At 68.6% G+C, this 16,012-nt stretch carries 13 protein-coding genes; 12 read left to right on the top strand and 1 reads right to left on the bottom strand.

Going from position 1 to position 16,012, the window contains the following annotated elements; translation table 11 throughout:
• Positions 1-32 precede the first annotated feature (32 nt).
• The 6 genes from ACFWUY_RS16605 (at position 33) to tuf (ending at position 9,722) form a co-directional block, all read left to right on the top strand.
• Positions 33-3,932: a DNA-directed RNA polymerase subunit beta' gene (locus tag ACFWUY_RS16605; RefSeq protein ID WP_384108009.1), complete on the top strand. Its 3,900-nt coding sequence runs from the start codon at positions 33-35 to the stop codon at positions 3,930-3,932.
• A gap of 135 nt (positions 3,933-4,067) precedes the next feature.
• On the top strand, positions 4,068-4,895 hold the full coding sequence (locus tag ACFWUY_RS16610) for a hypothetical protein (protein ID WP_384108011.1): 828 nt from the start codon (positions 4,068-4,070) through the stop codon (positions 4,893-4,895).
• 469 nt (positions 4,896-5,364) lie between these two features.
• Complete coding sequence (gene rpsL / locus ACFWUY_RS16615) at positions 5,365-5,736, top strand: 30S ribosomal protein S12 (protein ID WP_003948652.1); 372 nt, start codon at positions 5,365-5,367, stop codon at positions 5,734-5,736.
• A 2-nt stretch (positions 5,737-5,738) separates the two neighbouring features.
• Positions 5,739-6,209: a 30S ribosomal protein S7 gene (rpsG, locus tag ACFWUY_RS16620; protein ID WP_351213415.1), complete on the top strand. Its 471-nt coding sequence runs from the start codon at positions 5,739-5,741 to the stop codon at positions 6,207-6,209.
• Between the two features lie 39 nt (positions 6,210-6,248).
• On the top strand, positions 6,249-8,378 hold the full coding sequence (gene fusA, locus ACFWUY_RS16625) for an elongation factor G (protein WP_017239571.1): 2,130 nt from the start codon (positions 6,249-6,251) through the stop codon (positions 8,376-8,378).
• A gap of 150 nt (positions 8,379-8,528) precedes the next feature.
• Positions 8,529-9,722, top strand: a complete 1,194-nt coding sequence (gene tuf, locus ACFWUY_RS16630; RefSeq protein WP_360785336.1) for an elongation factor Tu — start codon at positions 8,529-8,531, stop codon at positions 9,720-9,722.
• A 92-nt stretch (positions 9,723-9,814) separates the two neighbouring features.
• Here tuf and ACFWUY_RS16635 read toward each other — a convergent pair whose 3' ends face one another.
• Positions 9,815-11,797: a PIG-L family deacetylase gene (locus ACFWUY_RS16635; protein ID WP_384108015.1), complete on the bottom strand. Its 1,983-nt coding sequence runs from the start codon at positions 11,795-11,797 to the stop codon at positions 9,815-9,817.
• A 195-nt stretch (positions 11,798-11,992) separates the two neighbouring features.
• Here ACFWUY_RS16635 and ACFWUY_RS16640 point away from each other — a divergent pair, with 195 nt between their 5' ends.
• The 6 genes from ACFWUY_RS16640 (at position 11,993) to rplW (ending at position 15,987) form a co-directional block, all read left to right on the top strand.
• A complete protein-coding gene (locus ACFWUY_RS16640) occupies positions 11,993-12,355 on the top strand; it encodes a YciI family protein (RefSeq protein ID WP_384108017.1) in 363 nt (120 codons plus the stop codon).
• Positions 12,352-13,593 carry an RNA polymerase sigma factor gene (locus ACFWUY_RS16645; RefSeq protein WP_384108019.1) on the top strand — a complete coding sequence of 414 codons (1,242 nt, stop codon included), beginning with the start codon at positions 12,352-12,354 and terminating at the stop codon, positions 13,591-13,593. The genes ACFWUY_RS16640 and ACFWUY_RS16645 overlap by 4 nt, the downstream gene beginning before the upstream one ends.
• Positions 13,594-14,039: 446 nt before the next feature.
• Positions 14,040-14,348 (top strand): 30S ribosomal protein S10, encoded by a 309-nt coding sequence (rpsJ, locus tag ACFWUY_RS16650; protein WP_003948644.1) that lies wholly within the window; start codon positions 14,040-14,042, stop codon positions 14,346-14,348.
• A 13-nt stretch (positions 14,349-14,361) separates the two neighbouring features.
• The gene (rplC, locus tag ACFWUY_RS16655) at positions 14,362-15,006 is read left to right on the top strand and encodes a 50S ribosomal protein L3 (protein ID WP_017239574.1); all 645 of its coding nucleotides are present in this window, start codon (positions 14,362-14,364) and stop codon (positions 15,004-15,006) included.
• A 7-nt stretch (positions 15,007-15,013) separates the two neighbouring features.
• On the top strand, positions 15,014-15,664 hold the full coding sequence (gene rplD, locus ACFWUY_RS16660) for a 50S ribosomal protein L4 (protein WP_384108021.1): 651 nt from the start codon (positions 15,014-15,016) through the stop codon (positions 15,662-15,664).
• Positions 15,664-15,987: a 50S ribosomal protein L23 gene (rplW, locus tag ACFWUY_RS16665; RefSeq protein WP_024755407.1), complete on the top strand. Its 324-nt coding sequence runs from the start codon at positions 15,664-15,666 to the stop codon at positions 15,985-15,987. The genes rplD and rplW overlap by 1 nt, the downstream gene beginning before the upstream one ends.
• The last annotated feature ends 25 nt before the right edge of the window (positions 15,988-16,012 follow it).

The raw sequence follows: 16,012 nt of genomic DNA on the forward strand, positions 1-16,012 counted from the left end.
AGCCTTACAACCCTGAGAGGGATTGACGCATAGTGCTCGACGTCAACTTCTTCGACGAGCTCCGGATCGGTCTGGCCACCGCTGACGACATCCGTCAGTGGAGCCACGGCGAGGTCAAGAAGCCGGAGACCATCAACTACCGCACGCTCAAGCCCGAGAAGGACGGACTCTTCTGCGAGAAGATCTTCGGTCCGACCCGGGACTGGGAGTGCTACTGCGGCAAGTACAAGCGTGTCCGCTTCAAGGGCATCATCTGTGAGCGGTGTGGCGTCGAGGTCACCCGCGCGAAGGTGCGCCGTGAGCGGATGGGCCACATCGAGCTCGCCGCCCCCGTCACCCACATCTGGTACTTCAAGGGCGTCCCGTCGCGCCTCGGCTACCTGCTCGACCTCGCCCCGAAGGACCTCGAGAAGGTCATCTACTTCGCGGCGTACATGATCACGTACGTCGACGACGAGCGTCGTACGCGTGACCTGCCCTCCCTGGAGGCGCACGTCTCCGTCGAGCGTCAGCAGATCGAGAACCGTCGCGACTCCGACCTGGAGGCCCGCGCCAAGAAGCTCGAGAACGACCTCGGTGAGCTGGAGGCCGAGGGCGCGAAGGCCGACGTGCGCCGCAAGGTGCGCGAGGGTGCCGAGCGTGAGATGAAGCAGCTGCGCGACCGTGCGCAGCGCGAGATCGACCGTCTGGACGAGGTCTGGTCGCGCTTCAAGAACCTCAAGGTCCAGGACCTGGAGGGCGACGAGCTCCTCTACCGCGAGCTGCGTGACCGCTTCGGCACGTACTTCGACGGTTCGATGGGTGCCGCGGCGCTGCAGAAGCGTCTCGAGTCCTTCGACCTGGAGGAGGAGGCCGAGCGCCTCCGCGAGATCATCCGCACCGGCAAGGGCCAGAAGAAGACCCGTGCGCTCAAGCGCCTCAAGGTCGTCTCCGCGTTCCTGCAGACCGCGAACAGCCCCAAGGGCATGGTTCTCGACTGCGTGCCGGTCATCCCGCCGGACCTGCGTCCGATGGTGCAGCTGGACGGTGGCCGCTTCGCGACCTCCGACCTGAACGACCTGTACCGCCGCGTGATCAACCGCAACAACCGTCTGAAGCGACTCCTTGACCTCGGTGCCCCCGAGATCATCGTGAACAACGAGAAGCGCATGCTTCAGGAGGCCGTGGACGCCCTCTTCGACAACGGTCGTCGTGGTCGTCCGGTGACCGGTCCCGGCAACCGTCCCCTGAAGTCCCTCAGCGACATGCTGAAGGGCAAGCAGGGTCGTTTCCGTCAGAACCTCCTCGGCAAGCGCGTGGACTACTCCGCGCGTTCCGTGATCGTCGTCGGTCCGCAGCTGAAGCTGCACCAGTGCGGTCTGCCGAAGGCCATGGCCCTGGAGCTCTTCAAGCCGTTCGTGATGAAGCGCCTGGTGGACCTGAACCACGCGCAGAACATCAAGAGCGCCAAGCGGATGGTCGAGCGCGGCCGCACGGTCGTGTACGACGTCCTCGAAGAGGTCATCGCCGAGCACCCGGTTCTGCTGAACCGTGCGCCCACGCTGCACCGCCTCGGCATCCAGGCCTTCGAGCCGCAGCTGGTCGAGGGCAAGGCCATCCAGATCCACCCGCTCGTCTGCACCGCGTTCAACGCGGACTTCGACGGTGACCAGATGGCCGTGCACCTGCCGCTCTCCGCGGAGGCGCAGGCCGAGGCCCGCATCCTGATGCTGTCCTCGAACAACATCCTGAAGCCCGCCGACGGCCGTCCGGTCACGATGCCGACCCAGGACATGGTCCTCGGTCTGTTCTTCCTGACCACCGACGGCGAGCTCCGTGACACCAAGGGCGAGGGCCGCGCGTTCGGCTCCACGGCCGAGGCGATCATGGCGTTCGACGCCGGCGAGCTCGCGCTGCAGTCGCAGATCGACATCCGCTTCCCCGTCGGCACCGTCGCTCCCCGTGGCTGGGTTCCCCCGGTCACCGAGGAGGGCGAGCCGGAGTGGCAGCAGGGTGACTCGTTCCGCCTGCGCACGTCCCTGGGCCGCGCGCTCTTCAACGAGCTGCTGCCCGAGGACTACCCGTTCGTCGACTACTCCGTCGGCAAGAAGCAGCTCTCCGAGATCGTCAACGACCTCGCCGAGCGCTACCCCAAGGTCATCGTGGCGGCGACGCTCGACAACCTGAAGGCGGCGGGCTTCTACTGGGCGACCCGTTCCGGTGTCACCGTGGCCATCTCCGACGTCGTCGTGCCCGAGGCCAAGAAGGCCATCGTCAAGGGCTACGAGGAGCAGGACGAGAAGGTCCAGAAGCAGTACGAGCGCGGTCTCATCACGAAGGAAGAGCGCACTCAGGAGCTCATCGCGATCTGGACCAAGGCGACCAACGAGGTTGCCGAGGCGATGAACGCGAACTTCCCGAAGACGAACCCCATCTTCATGATGGTCGACTCGGGTGCCCGAGGAAACATGATGCAGATGCGTCAGATCGCGGGTATGCGTGGTCTGGTGTCGAACGCCAAGAACGAGACGATCCCCCGTCCCATCAAGGCGTCCTTCCGCGAGGGCCTCACCGTTCTGGAGTACTTCATCTCCACGCACGGTGCCCGTAAGGGTCTGGCGGACACCGCCCTGCGTACCGCCGACTCGGGTTACCTGACCCGTCGTCTGGTGGACGTCTCGCAGGACGTGATCATCCGCGAGGAGGACTGCGGCACCGAGCGCGGTCTGAAGCTGCGGATCGCCGAGCGCGGCGCCGACAACGTGCTGCGCAAGACGGACGACGTCGAGACCTCCGTGTACGCGCGGATGCTCGCCGAGGACGTCGTCGTCGACGGCAAGGTCATCGCGCCGGCCAACGTCGACCTGGGTGACGTGCTCATCGACGCCCTCGTGGGCGCCGGTGTCGAGGAGGTCAAGACCCGCTCGGTCCTGACCTGTGAGTCCGCCGTCGGTACCTGCGCGTTCTGCTACGGCCGTTCGCTCGCCACCGGCAAGCTGGTCGACATCGGTGAGGCGGTCGGCATCATCGCCGCCCAGTCCATCGGTGAGCCCGGTACCCAGCTGACGATGCGTACCTTCCACACCGGTGGTGTGGCCGGTGACGACATCACCCAGGGTCTGCCCCGTGTCGTCGAGCTCTTCGAGGCTCGTCAGCCCAAGGGTGTCGCCCCGATCTCGGAGGCGGCCGGCCGCGTCCGCATCGAGGAGACCGAGAAGACCAAGAAGATCGTCGTCACCCCGGACGACGGCACCGACGAGACGGCGTTCCCGATCTCGAAGCGTGCCCGTCTGCTCGTGGGCGAGGGCGACCACGTCGAGGTGGGCCAGAAGCTCACCGTGGGTGCCACCAACCCGCACGACGTGCTGCGGATCCTCGGTCAGCGCGCGGTCCAGATCCACCTGGTCGCCGAAGTCCAGAAGGTCTACAACTCGCAGGGCGTGTCGATCCACGACAAGCACATCGAGATCATCATCCGGCAGATGCTGCGCCGCGTGACGATCATCGAGTCCGGCGACGCGGAGCTGCTGCCGGGCGAGCTCGTCGAGCGCTCGAAGTTCGAGACCGAGAACCGTCGTGTGGTCACCGAGGGCGGTCACCCCGCCTCCGGCCGTCCGCAGCTGATGGGTATCACCAAGGCCTCGCTGGCGACGGAATCCTGGCTGTCGGCCGCCTCCTTCCAGGAGACGACCCGAGTCCTGACGGATGCGGCGATCAACGCCAAGTCCGACAGCCTCATCGGCCTCAAGGAGAACGTCATCATCGGTAAGCTCATCCCGGCCGGTACGGGTCTGTCCCGCTACCGCAACATCCGGGTCGAGCCGACCGAAGAGGCCAAGGCCGCGATGTACTCGGCCGTCGGCTACGACGACATCGACTACTCGCCGTTCGGCTCGGGCTCCGGCCAGGCCGTTCCGCTGGAGGACTACGACTACGGTCCGTACAACCAGTAAGTAGTGCGAAACCGAAGGGCGGCCACCCCGGAGACGGGGTGGCCGCCCTTCGGCGTGTCATCGGGTGGTCTCCGCGCGCTCCCGGAGCTGTACGGCGCCCGATACCGTGACCGTCACCGACCGAGGAGCCGCCCCGTGCCCGCCCGCCCCACCCTCCTGTACGTCACCGACCTCGCCTACCCGGCCCGTGGACGGCGCTACTGCGACGAGGACATCCACCTCACCGCCCGGCTGCGCGAGGACTTCGGCCTGGCGCTCTGCCATCCGCGCGACGCCGCCGCCCTCATGGACGGCTTCGACGCCGTCGTCGTGCGCAACAGCGGCCCGGTCCTCGGCTACCAGCGGGAGTACGAGGCCTTCCGCGACCGGGCCCTCGCCCGCGGCACCCGCGTCTACAACCCGCTCCACGGCCGCGGCGACATGGCCGGCAAGCAGTACCTCCTCGATCTGACGGCCGCCGGACAGCCCGTCATCCCCACCGTCGACCGGCCCGAGGACCTCCACCGCCTGCCCGAGGCCGCCGCGTACGCCGTCAAGCCCAAGGTCGGGGCCGACTCCATAGGACTGCGCTTCCTCCCGTACGAGGAGCTCGCCGGCCTCGCCCACGATGGTGAGCTCCTCGTCCAGCCCCGCGTCGACTTCCGGTACGAGGTCTCCTTCTACTTCGTCGACGACCTCTTCCAGTACGCCCTGTACGCCCCCGATCCCGGGCGCCGCTGGGTCCTCGAGCCGTACGAGCCCACCGGGGACGACCTCGCCTTCGCCCGCCGCTTCGTCGACTGGAACACCCTCGACCACGGCATCCAGCGCGTGGACGCCTGCCGTGCCCCCGGCGGCGAGCTGCTGCTCGTCGAGCTGGAGGACCTCAACCCCTACCTCTCCCTGGACCTCGTGTCCGAGGAGACCCGCGACCGCTTCGTCGCCGCCCTCACCGATTCCCTCCACCGCTTCCTGGCGGCCTGACGAAGCACCCCGCGCCGCCCGTCCGCGCGGTGGTGGCACGTCCGGATCGTGGACGGGACGGGGGCGCGCCGCGCCGCCGTGACGTGCCTGCGGCAGCGGCAGAGCATGCCTGACCTGGAGGTCGTGCGCGGGATCGTCCGCCGCTCGGCGTCTCGCTCCGTGACACGCCGGACGGTCGGATCGGGCGGTTCCGCAGGAGCCGCCGACGGCGCTGGATGCGTCGCGGCCGAGCGCGTGGGCATTTGTTTTGACCGGAGTCCATGCGATAGGTACGCTCAAGCCTTGTGCCTGGGGTGTGCCTGGGCTCGCGTGCGTGTCCTCAACCGCAAGGCGAGTCATATACCGGCCACCGTGATCCTTGCCCTTTCCGCCTTGTGCGGAGGGTCCGCAGGATTCGACACACCCGACCGCGTGGGTCGGTGGATGTTCCAGGTTAGTTTTACGACGGCACACAGAAACCGGAGAAGTAGTGCCTACGATCCAGCAGCTGGTCCGGAAGGGCCGGCAGGACAAGGTCGAGAAGAACAAGACGCCCGCACTCGAGGGTTCCCCTCAGCGTCGCGGCGTCTGCACGCGTGTGTTCACGACCACCCCGAAGAAGCCGAACTCGGCCCTCCGTAAGGTCGCGCGTGTGCGTCTGACCTCCGGCATCGAGGTCACGGCCTACATCCCGGGTGAGGGCCACAACCTGCAGGAGCACTCGATCGTGCTCGTGCGCGGTGGCCGTGTGAAGGACCTGCCGGGTGTTCGCTACAAGATCATCCGCGGTTCCCTCGACACGCAGGGCGTCAAGAACCGTAAGCAGGCTCGCAGCCGCTACGGCGCCAAGAAGGAGAAGTAAGAATGCCTCGTAAGGGCCCCGCCCCGAAGCGCCCGGTCATCATCGACCCGGTCTACGCCTCTCCTCTTGTCACCTCGCTGATCAACAAGATCCTGCTGGACGGCAAGCGCTCCACCGCCGAGCGCATCGTCTACGGCGCCATGGAGGGCCTCCGCGAGAAGACCGGTGCTGACCCGGTCATCACGCTGAAGCGCGCTCTCGAGAACGTCAAGCCGGCTCTTGAGGTCAAGTCCCGCCGTGTCGGTGGCGCCACCTACCAGGTGCCGATCGAGGTCAAGCCGGGCCGCGCGTCCACGCTGGCCCTCCGCTGGCTCGTCGGTTACTCCCGCGCCCGTCGCGAGAAGACCATGACCGAGCGCCTCATGAACGAGCTCCTCGACGCCTCGAACGGCCTCGGTGCGGCCGTCAAGAAGCGTGAGGACACGCACAAGATGGCCGAGTCCAACAAGGCCTTCGCGCACTACCGCTGGTAGTCGCAACCCACATCGAGACCGAGAGAAGACTGAGCCGATATGGCTACCACTTCGCTTGACCTTGCCAAGGTGCGCAACATCGGCATCATGGCGCACATCGACGCGGGCAAGACGACCACCACCGAGCGGATCCTGTTCTACACCGGCGTCTCGTACAAGATCGGTGAAGTCCACGATGGCGCTGCCACGATGGACTGGATGGAGCAGGAGCAGGAGCGCGGCATCACGATCACGTCCGCCGCGACGACCTGTCACTGGCCGCTCGAGAATGTCGATCACACGATCAACATCATCGACACGCCGGGTCACGTCGACTTCACCGTCGAGGTGGAGCGTTCGCTGCGCGTGCTCGACGGTGCTGTCACCGTGTTCGACGGTGTGGCCGGCGTCGAGCCCCAGTCCGAGACTGTCTGGCGTCAGGCGGACCGCTACGGCGTCCCGCGCATCTGCTTCGTCAACAAGCTCGACCGTACGGGCGCCGAGTTCCTCCGCTGCGTCGACATGATCGTGGAGCGCCTCGGCGCCGTCCCGATCGTCATGCAGCTCCCGATCGGCGCCGAGATGGACTTCCAGGGCGTCGTCGACCTCGTCCGCATGAAGGCGCTTGTCTGGTCCGCCGAGGCCAGCAAGGGCGAGATGTACGACGTCGTCGACATCCCGGCCTCGCACACCGAGCTCGCCGAAGAGTGGCGCGCGAAGCTGGTCGAGACCGTCGCCGAGAACGACGAGGAGCTCATGGAGCTCTTCCTCGAGGGCGTCGAGCCCACCGAGGAGCAGCTCTACGCTGCCGTCCGTCGCATCACCATCGCCTCCGGCAAGGGTGGCGGCGAGAAGACAGTCACCCCCGTCTTCTGTGGCACCGCGTTCAAGAACAAGGGCGTCCAGCCCCTGCTCGACGCGGTCGTGCGTTACCTCCCCTCCCCCCTGGACGTCGAGGCCATCGAGGGCCACAGCGTCAAGGACGCGGAGGAGATCGTGCGGCGCAAGCCGTCCGACGACGAGCCGCTGTCGGCCCTCGCGTTCAAGATCGCGAGCGACCCGCACCTCGGCAAGCTCACCTTCGTCCGGATCTACTCCGGTCGCCTGGAGGCCGGCACCGCGGTGCTGAACTCCGTCAAGGGCAAGAAGGAGCGCATCGGCAAGATCTACCGCATGCACGCGAACAAGCGTGAGGAGATCGACTCGGTGGGCGCCGGCGACATCGTCGCCGTCATGGGCCTCAAGCAGACCACCACCGGTGAGACGCTGTGCGACGAGAAGAACCCGGTCATCCTGGAGTCCATGGACTTCCCGGCGCCGGTCATTCAGGTCGCCATCGAGCCCAAGTCCAAGGGTGACCAGGAGAAGCTGGGTGTCGCCATCCAGCGTCTCGCGGAGGAGGACCCCTCCTTCCAGGTGCACTCGGACGAGGAGACCGGCCAGACCATCATCGGTGGTATGGGCGAGCTTCACCTCGACATCCTCGTCGACCGCATGCGTCGCGAGTTCAAGGTCGAGGCGAACGTCGGCAAGCCGCAGGTCGCGTACCGCGAGACGATCCGTAAGGCCGTCGAGCGTCTTGACTACACCCACAAGAAGCAGACCGGTGGTACCGGTCAGTTCGCCAAGGTGCAGATCGCGATCGAGCCCATCGAGGGCGGCGACGCCTCGTACGAGTTCGTGAACAAGGTCACCGGTGGCCGCATCCCGAAGGAGTACATCCCTTCGGTCGACGCGGGTGCGCAGGAGGCCATGCAGTTCGGCATCCTGGCCGGCTACGAGATGACTGGCGTCCGCGTCATCCTTCTCGACGGTGGCTACCACGAGGTCGACTCCTCCGAGCTCGCGTTCAAGATCGCCGGTTCGCAGGCCTTCAAGGAGGCCGCGCGGAAGGCTTCGCCGGTCATCCTCGAGCCCATGATGTCCGTCGAGGTCACCACGCCCGAGGACTACATGGGTGAGGTCATCGGCGACATCAACTCCCGCCGTGGTCAGATTCAGGCCATGGAGGAGCGCAGCGGCGCTCGCGTCGTGAAGGGCCTCGTGCCCCTTTCGGAGATGTTCGGCTACGTCGGCGACCTCCGCAGCAAGACCTCGGGTCGCGCAAGCTACTCGATGCAGTTCGACTCCTACGCCGAGGTTCCGCGGAACGTCGCCGAGGAGATCATCGCGAAGGCCAAGGGCGAGTAACTCTCCCGAGTTCACGCTTTAGGCTTGACACCAGTCGTCGGGGCCCGGCCCCGCAAACCGAGGAACGTGCCCCGGCGACTGGCATCCCAGCAAAGATCACCTGGCGCCGATGAAGCAAGGCGTACAGAACCACTCTCCAGGAGGACCCCCGTGGCGAAGGCGAAGTTCGAGCGGACTAAGCCGCACGTCAACATCGGCACCATCGGTCACATCGACCACGGTAAGACGACCCTCACGGCCGCCATTACCAAGGTGCTGCACGACGCGTACCCGGACCTGAACGAGGCCTCGGCCTTCGACCAGATCGACAAGGCTCCCGAGGAGCGCCAGCGCGGTATCACGATCTCGATCGCGCACGTCGAGTACCAGACCGAGTCGCGTCACTACGCCCACGTCGACTGCCCCGGTCACGCGGACTACATCAAGAACATGATCACGGGTGCGGCGCAGATGGACGGCGCCATCCTCGTGGTCGCGGCCACCGACGGCCCGATGCCGCAGACCAAGGAGCACGTGCTCCTGGCCCGCCAGGTCGGCGTTCCGTACATCGTCGTCGCCCTGAACAAGGCCGACATGGTGGACGACGAGGAGATCCTGGAGCTCGTCGAGCTCGAGGTCCGTGAGCTCCTCTCCGAGTACGAGTTCCCGGGCGACGACCTGCCGGTCGTCCGCGTCTCGGCGCTCAAGGCGCTTGAGGGCGACAAGGAGTGGGCGGACAAGCTCCTCGGTCTGATGAAGGCCGTCGACGAGTCCATCCCGCAGCCCGAGCGTGACGTCGACAAGCCGTTCCTGATGCCGATCGAGGACGTCTTCACGATCACCGGTCGTGGCACCGTCGTCACCGGTCGTATCGAGCGCGGCATCCTCAAGGTCAACGAGACCGTCGACATCATCGGCATCAAGACCGAGAAGACCACCACCACGGTCACCGGTATCGAGATGTTCCGCAAGCTGCTCGACGAGGGCCAGGCCGGCGAGAACGTCGGTCTGCTCCTCCGTGGCATCAAGCGCGAGGATGTCGAGCGCGGCCAGGTCATCATCAAGCCGGGTTCGGTCACGCCGCACACCAGCTTCGAGGCCCAGGCCTACATCCTGTCGAAGGACGAGGGTGGCCGTCACACCCCCTTCTTCAACAACTACCGCCCGCAGTTCTACTTCCGTACCACGGACGTGACCGGCGTCGTGACCCTCCCCGAGGGCACCGAGATGGTCATGCCGGGCGACAACACCGCCATGAGCGTTGAGCTGATCCAGCCCATCGCCATGGAGGAGGGCCTCAAGTTCGCCATCCGTGAGGGTGGCCGGACCGTCGGCGCCGGCCAGGTCGTCAAGATCAACGCCTGATCTTGAACTGACCTGGTAGCTCGCACGAGCTGCTAGCAGTGAGAGAAGGCCCCGCACCTCACGGTGCGGGGCCTTCTCGCGTTCCCGGACCGCTACGGCCGCCAGCTCCAGGGATGCCCGTCGGCGCCGAGCCCCACCACGGTCGCCCCGCGCGCCCCCAGGTGCAGCGCGGCCGACACCGCCGCCGTGCCCCTCGTACGGGTACGGAGGCGGCCACCGGCCCGTACCGTCACCCGGCCCTTCGCGTCCGTGCCGAGCAGGACCGTCCCGAGCGCCCCCGAGTGCGCGGCGACCACGCCCCCGTACCCGTCGAGACCGGCGTCGCCGCCCGGACCGAGCAGCTTCGCGGCGGCGGGAGCCCGGTGGTACAGCTCGCCGTCCGCGCTCGCCACCGTGGACCCGGAGCGCGGCAGCCGTTCCGTCCGCTCCCGCCCGTCCACCCAGTGCCGTACGGACTCCCGGCCCGCCGCGTACACGTGCGTCCGGCCGGCCGCGTCCACCGAGACGGCCAGGCCGTCCTGCACCTCCGCCGTCCCCGGGAGGGCCCGCCACGGGCCCCAGGACCCGTCCACCGCACGCACCCGCGTCGAGACGCCCTTGTCCGCGTTCCGTACGAAGAGGTGGACCCGGCCGTCGGGGGCCGGGGACGCCACCGGGGCGCCGATCCGCCGTCCCCGGTCGTCGAGGCGTTCCGGGCAGCCGAGCCCCCGCCAGGGAAGGAACGGGCCGCCGGGGGAGCGCTGCTCCAGGAGCACCACCTCGCGCCGGTTGGCCCCGCCGTGCCCGTCGAGCGCGGCGAACCGCACCCCGAAGAGCAGCACCCGGCCGTCGCCGAGCACCGCCGAACCGAGCGCGGGCGCGAGCGGACCGCCACCGAGGTCCACCGGTTCGCCCCAGACCCTGGGCGCCGACTCGCGCCAGCGGACCGCGCGCAGCCCGAGGACCCCGTACGCCGTGAGCCGCCCGTCCGGCTCGGCGGCGAGCGCCGGGCCGGCCCCCGGCCAGCGGTGGTGGGTGGAGCGGACCCAGCCCTTGCGGTTGGTCAGCGGCCGGTCGCCGCCGACGCCGTAGTCCCCGCAGCCCGAGGGGTTTCCGCAGCGCCAGTCCGGGTCCCCGCCGTAGGGGACGAGGCGCGCGGCCTTCTCCGCCAGGACCGCCGGGGGGAGGTTCTTCGGCCAGTGCCGGTTGTAGTAGCCGCGGAAGGCCGTCGTCGTGAACGCCGGTACCGGCTCGCCGGCGCGGACCGCGTCCGAGACCCAGCGGGCCAGCGCCGCCCAGGTGAAGCAGGCGACCGCCGTGTGGTCCCCGTGGTCCGCGTACCCGGGCTGCTCGGAGTTCCGCCGCCGGGTGGCGTCGTCGCCGTGCTGGACGTCCGGGTCGGGGTCCAGGGTGTGCACCACCGTCGGCCGGTATCGGGTCAGCAGCCCGGCGAGGGTGCCGACCAGCTGGTCGTAGTCGTAGGTGTCCGCGCGGGTGACGGGGGAGCCGGCCGGCAGATGGGTCCGCACCTCCAGGGCCCGGTCGTCCCAGAGCGCGGGCATGGCCATGTACCGGCGGGAGGTGTGCATCGGCAGGTTGAGGAAGACCAGCTCGATCCGGCGGCCGCCGCGGGTGAGCGTGTCGACCTCGGCCCGCCGGCCGCCGGGCAGCGTCAGCGCCTCCCGCCGCCAGGGCGTGAACACCGGAAGGCCGAGCGCCACCGCGTACGACTGCCGCAGGCCCTGGTGACGGGCGGCGGAGTAGGCCGCCCGGTCCGGGGGAGTCTCGGGCATCCCCGCGATCCGGTTCCGGCCGGTGTGCTCGCCGGCCGTCACGTACACGGAGACGAGCGGGACGCCCGCGTCGAGCAGCCGCTGCGTGTCGGGGTTCATGAAGTACAGGTCGTCGTCCGGATGCGCGGAGAACTGCATGAGCAGCGCCCGCCGGGCCCGTGCCGGCGCTATCGGCTTCCCCGGTGCCGGATCGGCGGTCGGCGCGGTCCTGCGCGGCTCGGGTACGGAGCACCCGGCGGCGGCCGTGGTGACCGCGAGGGCTGCGGCGAGCACCGATCGCCGGCGGGGTGGGGTGGGCTGCACGTCCGGGTCCTTCGCTTCCTTCGCTCGGAGGTCGCCTGGAAGACGGCTCCGCGGGCGAAGAGGTTGTGCCGTGCGGACGGCGGGCGGGAAAGATCCGGAAGAATCTCGCGGAGGGATGTCGAGCGCGCGATCATGGCTCCGACCGAAGGGTGACAGCGCGCCACGAGGGCGTGCGGGACGGGGAGGACACCCGAGATGAAGTACGTCGCGATGATCTACGGCAACCAGGCGAAGTGGGACTCCTTCCCCGCGGAGGAGTGGCCCGAGGCGATCGCCAGGCAGGAGGCCTTCAACCGGAAGTACCGGGAGAGCGGCGAACTGCTCGGCGCGTACGGACTCGCCGACGCGGCCGCCGCCCAGCTGGTACGGCGTGAGGACGGCGCCCCCGCGGTCACCGACGGCCCGTACCTGGAGACCAAGGAGTACCTGGCCAGCTTCTACCTGCTCGACTGCGACAGCCTGGAGCGGGCCCAGCAGATCGCCGCCGACATGCCCTTCGCGGACGTCGATCCCGTCGAGCTGTGGCCGGTCCTGCACGAGTCCGCGGCGGACGTGTGACCGGCACGGAGAACATCGAGGACCTGCTGCGCGCGTACGCGCCGCAGGTCCTCGGCACGCTCGTGCGGCGGTACGGCGACTTCGACCTCTGCGAGGACGCCGTCCAGGAGGCCCTGATCGCCGCCGCCGAGCAGTGGCCCCGGCAGGGCGTCCCCGACCGGCCGCGCGGCTGGCTGCTCACCGTCGCCGCCCGCCGGTTCGTCGACCAGGTCCGCAGTGAGGCCGCGCGCAGGCGCCGCGAGGACGCCCTGGCCCTGGCCACCCCGGACTCCGCGCTGCTCGCCCGCGCCGCCGACGACGCCCCGACGACCGACCGGGACGACTCGCTGTCGCTGCTCTTCCTCTGCTGTCACCCGGACCTCTCGCCGGCCAGCCGGATCGCGCTCACCCTCCGCGCCGTCGGCGGCCTCACCACCGCGCAGATCGCCGCCGCCTTCCTCGTGCCCGAGTCGACCATGGCGCAGCGCATCAGCCGGGCGAAGCAGACGATCAAGGCGGCGGGCGGCTCGCTCGCGTTGCCCGAGGGGGAGGACCGGGCGGCCCGCATCGCCGAGGTGCGGCACGTGCTCTACCTGGTCTTCAACGAGGGCTACACGGCCAGCGGCGGGGACGCGCTCACCGCGCCCGAGCTGTCCACGGAGGCGATCCGGCTCGCGCGGCTGCTCCACCGGCTGCTGCCCGAGGACGCGGAGACGGCGGGCCTGCTCGCCCTGATGCTGCTCACCGACGCCCGCAGGCCGGCCCGCACGGGCCCGCACGGTGAGCTGGTGCCGCTGGCGGAGCAGGACCGGGGGCGTTGGGACGCCGGGCTGGTCGCGGAGGGCGTCGAGCTGATCAGCCGCACCCTGCCGCGCGGTCAGGTCGGCCCGTACCAGCTCCAGGCGGCCATCGCGGCCGTCCACGACGAGGCGGAGTCCGCCGAGGCCACCGACTGGGCGCAGATCCTCGCGCTCTACGAGCTCCTGGAGCGGACCGGGCCGAATCCCATGATCACCCTCAACCGCGCGGTGGCCGTCGCCATGGTCCACGGTCCCGGTGCCGGTCTCGCCCTCCTGGACGAGCTGGCGGAGGACAGGCGCACCGCCCGGCACCACCGGCTGCTCGCGACCCGGGCCCATCTTCTCGAACTGCTCGGCGACAAGGAGGCCGCGGCCGCCGCCTACCGGGAGGCGGCCCGCCGGACGACGAGCGCCCCCGAACGGCGCCATCTCACGGAGCGCGCACGGCGTTTGGGATGAGACGGAGGGGGGCGGCGGGTTCCGGCGCACGCGCCTCGGCGCATGACCGTACGTGACGTGGGGTACAGTCTCCGGTTCCGATTGGCGGCCGGATGGCCCGGTGTGGCAGACTGTCGGGGTTGCTCGGTTGAGTGCCGATGCTGCGCGCCTCCCGTCGGGAGGACCGGAAGCGAGTCCCACAGTACTCGTCGCTCCTTCTCAGGAGCGGACGTACGGGAATCTTCTGGGAAGCGTCAGCGGGGTATCGACCAGGCACCCGGTGGGTGTTCGGCCCCCGGCCTGCGGTCATGGCGACCGTGCCCCCTTGGTTGGGAAATCCTCAGGGATTTCTGCGTAGAGGGAGCGCGACACGCCCGACCGCGTGGGTCGGAGCAGAGCGGCGCTGTCCATCAAGCACAGCCGACCGGGTTCCAGAGCGTTAACGAGACAAAGGACTACTAGTAGCCATGGCGGGACAGAAGATCCGCATCCGGCTCAAGGCCTACGACCACGAGGTCATCGACTCCTCGGCGAAGAAGATCGTCGAGACGGTGACCCGCACTGGTGCGTCGGTCGCGGGCCCGGTGCCGCTGCCCACTGAGAAGAACGTGTACTGCGTCATCAAGTCGCCGCACAAGTACAAGGACTCGCGCGAGCACTTCGAGATGCGCACGCACAAGCGCCTCATCGACATCCTCGACCCCACGCCGAAGACGGTTGACTCGCTCATGCGCCTCGACCTGCCGGCGGGCGTCGACATCGAGATCAAGCTCTGAGGTGACGCGCGAGATGGCTAAGAACATCAAGGGCATCCTGGGCGAGAAGCTCGGCATGACGCAGGTCTGGGACGAGAACAACCGGGTCGTCCCGGTGACCGTCGTCAAGGCCGGCCCGAATGTCGTGACCCAGGTCCGTACGAACGACGTCGACGGCTACGAGTCGGTCCAGATCGCCTTCGGCGAGATCGACCCTCGCAAGGTGAACAAGCCCCTCAAGGGTCACTTCGCCAAGGCCGACGTCACCCCGCGCCGCCACCTGGTGGAGCTCCGCACCGCTGACGCCTCCGAGTACACGCTCGGCCAGGAGATCACCGCCGAGCTCTTCGAGGCCGGCGTGAAGGTCGACGTCACGGGCAAGAGCAAGGGCAAGGGCTTCGCCGGTGTCATGAAGCGCCACAACTTCCGTGGTGGCAAGGCGTCGCACGGTGCCCACCGCGTGCACCGCAAGCCCGGTTCCATCGGTGGCTGCGCCACCCCGGGCCGTGTCTTCAAGGGCATGCGCATGGCCGGTCGCATGGGCAACGAGCGTGTGACCACCCAGAACCTGACCGTCCACGCCGTTGACGCCGAGAAGGGTCTGCTGCTCATCAAGGGCGCCGTCCCCGGCCCGAACGGTGGCCTCGTCCTGGTCCGCACCGCGGCCAAGGGGGTTTGAGGAACCGATGAGCACCATTGACATCCTTTCGCCGGCAGGCGACAAGGCCGGGACCGTCGACCTCCCCGAGGAGATCTTCGGCGCCAAGGTCAGCGTTCCGCTGATCCACCAGGTCGTCGTCGCGCAGCTGGCCGCGGCCCGTCAGGGCACGCACAAGACCAAGACCCGTGGCGAAGTCCGCGGTGGTGGCAAGAAGCCTTACCGCCAGAAGGGCACCGGCCGCGCCCGTCAGGGTTCGACCCGCGCCCCGCAGTTCGCCGGTGGTGGCGTCGTCCACGGCCCGCAGCCGCGTGACTACTCGCAGCGGACCCCCAAGAAGATGAAGGTCGCCGCCCTCCGCGGTGCCCTCTCGGACCGGGCCACGCACTCCCGCATCCACGTCGTCACCGGCGTGGTCGAGGGTGAGGTCTCCACCAAGGCCGCGAAGACGCTGTTCGGCAAGATCTCGGAGCGCAAGAACCTGCTCCTGGTCGTCGAGCGCTCCGACGAGGCCGCGTGGCTGTCCGCTCGTAACCTGCCCCAGGTGCACATCCTGGAGCCGGGCCAGCTCAACACGTACGACGTGATCGTCTCCGACGACGTGGTCTTCACCCAGGCCGCCCTCGAGTCCTTCGTGTCTGGCCCCCAGACCGCTGAGACCGAAGGGAGCGACGCCTGATGACTGAGGCCGTCGTCACCAGCAAGACCTTCTCGGACCCGCGCGACATTCTCGTCAAGCCGGTCGTCTCGGAGAAGAGCTACGCCCTGCTGGACGAGAACAAGTACACGTTCATCGTCGCGCCTGGCTCCAACAAGACCCAGATCAAGCAGGCCGTCGAGGCGGTCTTCTCGGTCAAGGTCACCGGGGTCAACACGATCAACCGCCAGGGCAAGCGCAAGCGCACCAAGGCCGGTTTCGGTAAGCGCAAGGACACCAAGCGCGCCATCGTGACCCTTGCCGAGGGTAACCGTATCGACATCTTCGGCGGTCCGACCGCCTAACGGCGGTCTGGATCGTCCGGAATCG

Origin of the sequence: Streptomyces sp. NPDC058664 (assembly GCF_042716635.1) — a bacterium.
GTDB lineage: Bacteria > Actinomycetota > Actinomycetes > Streptomycetales > Streptomycetaceae > Streptomyces.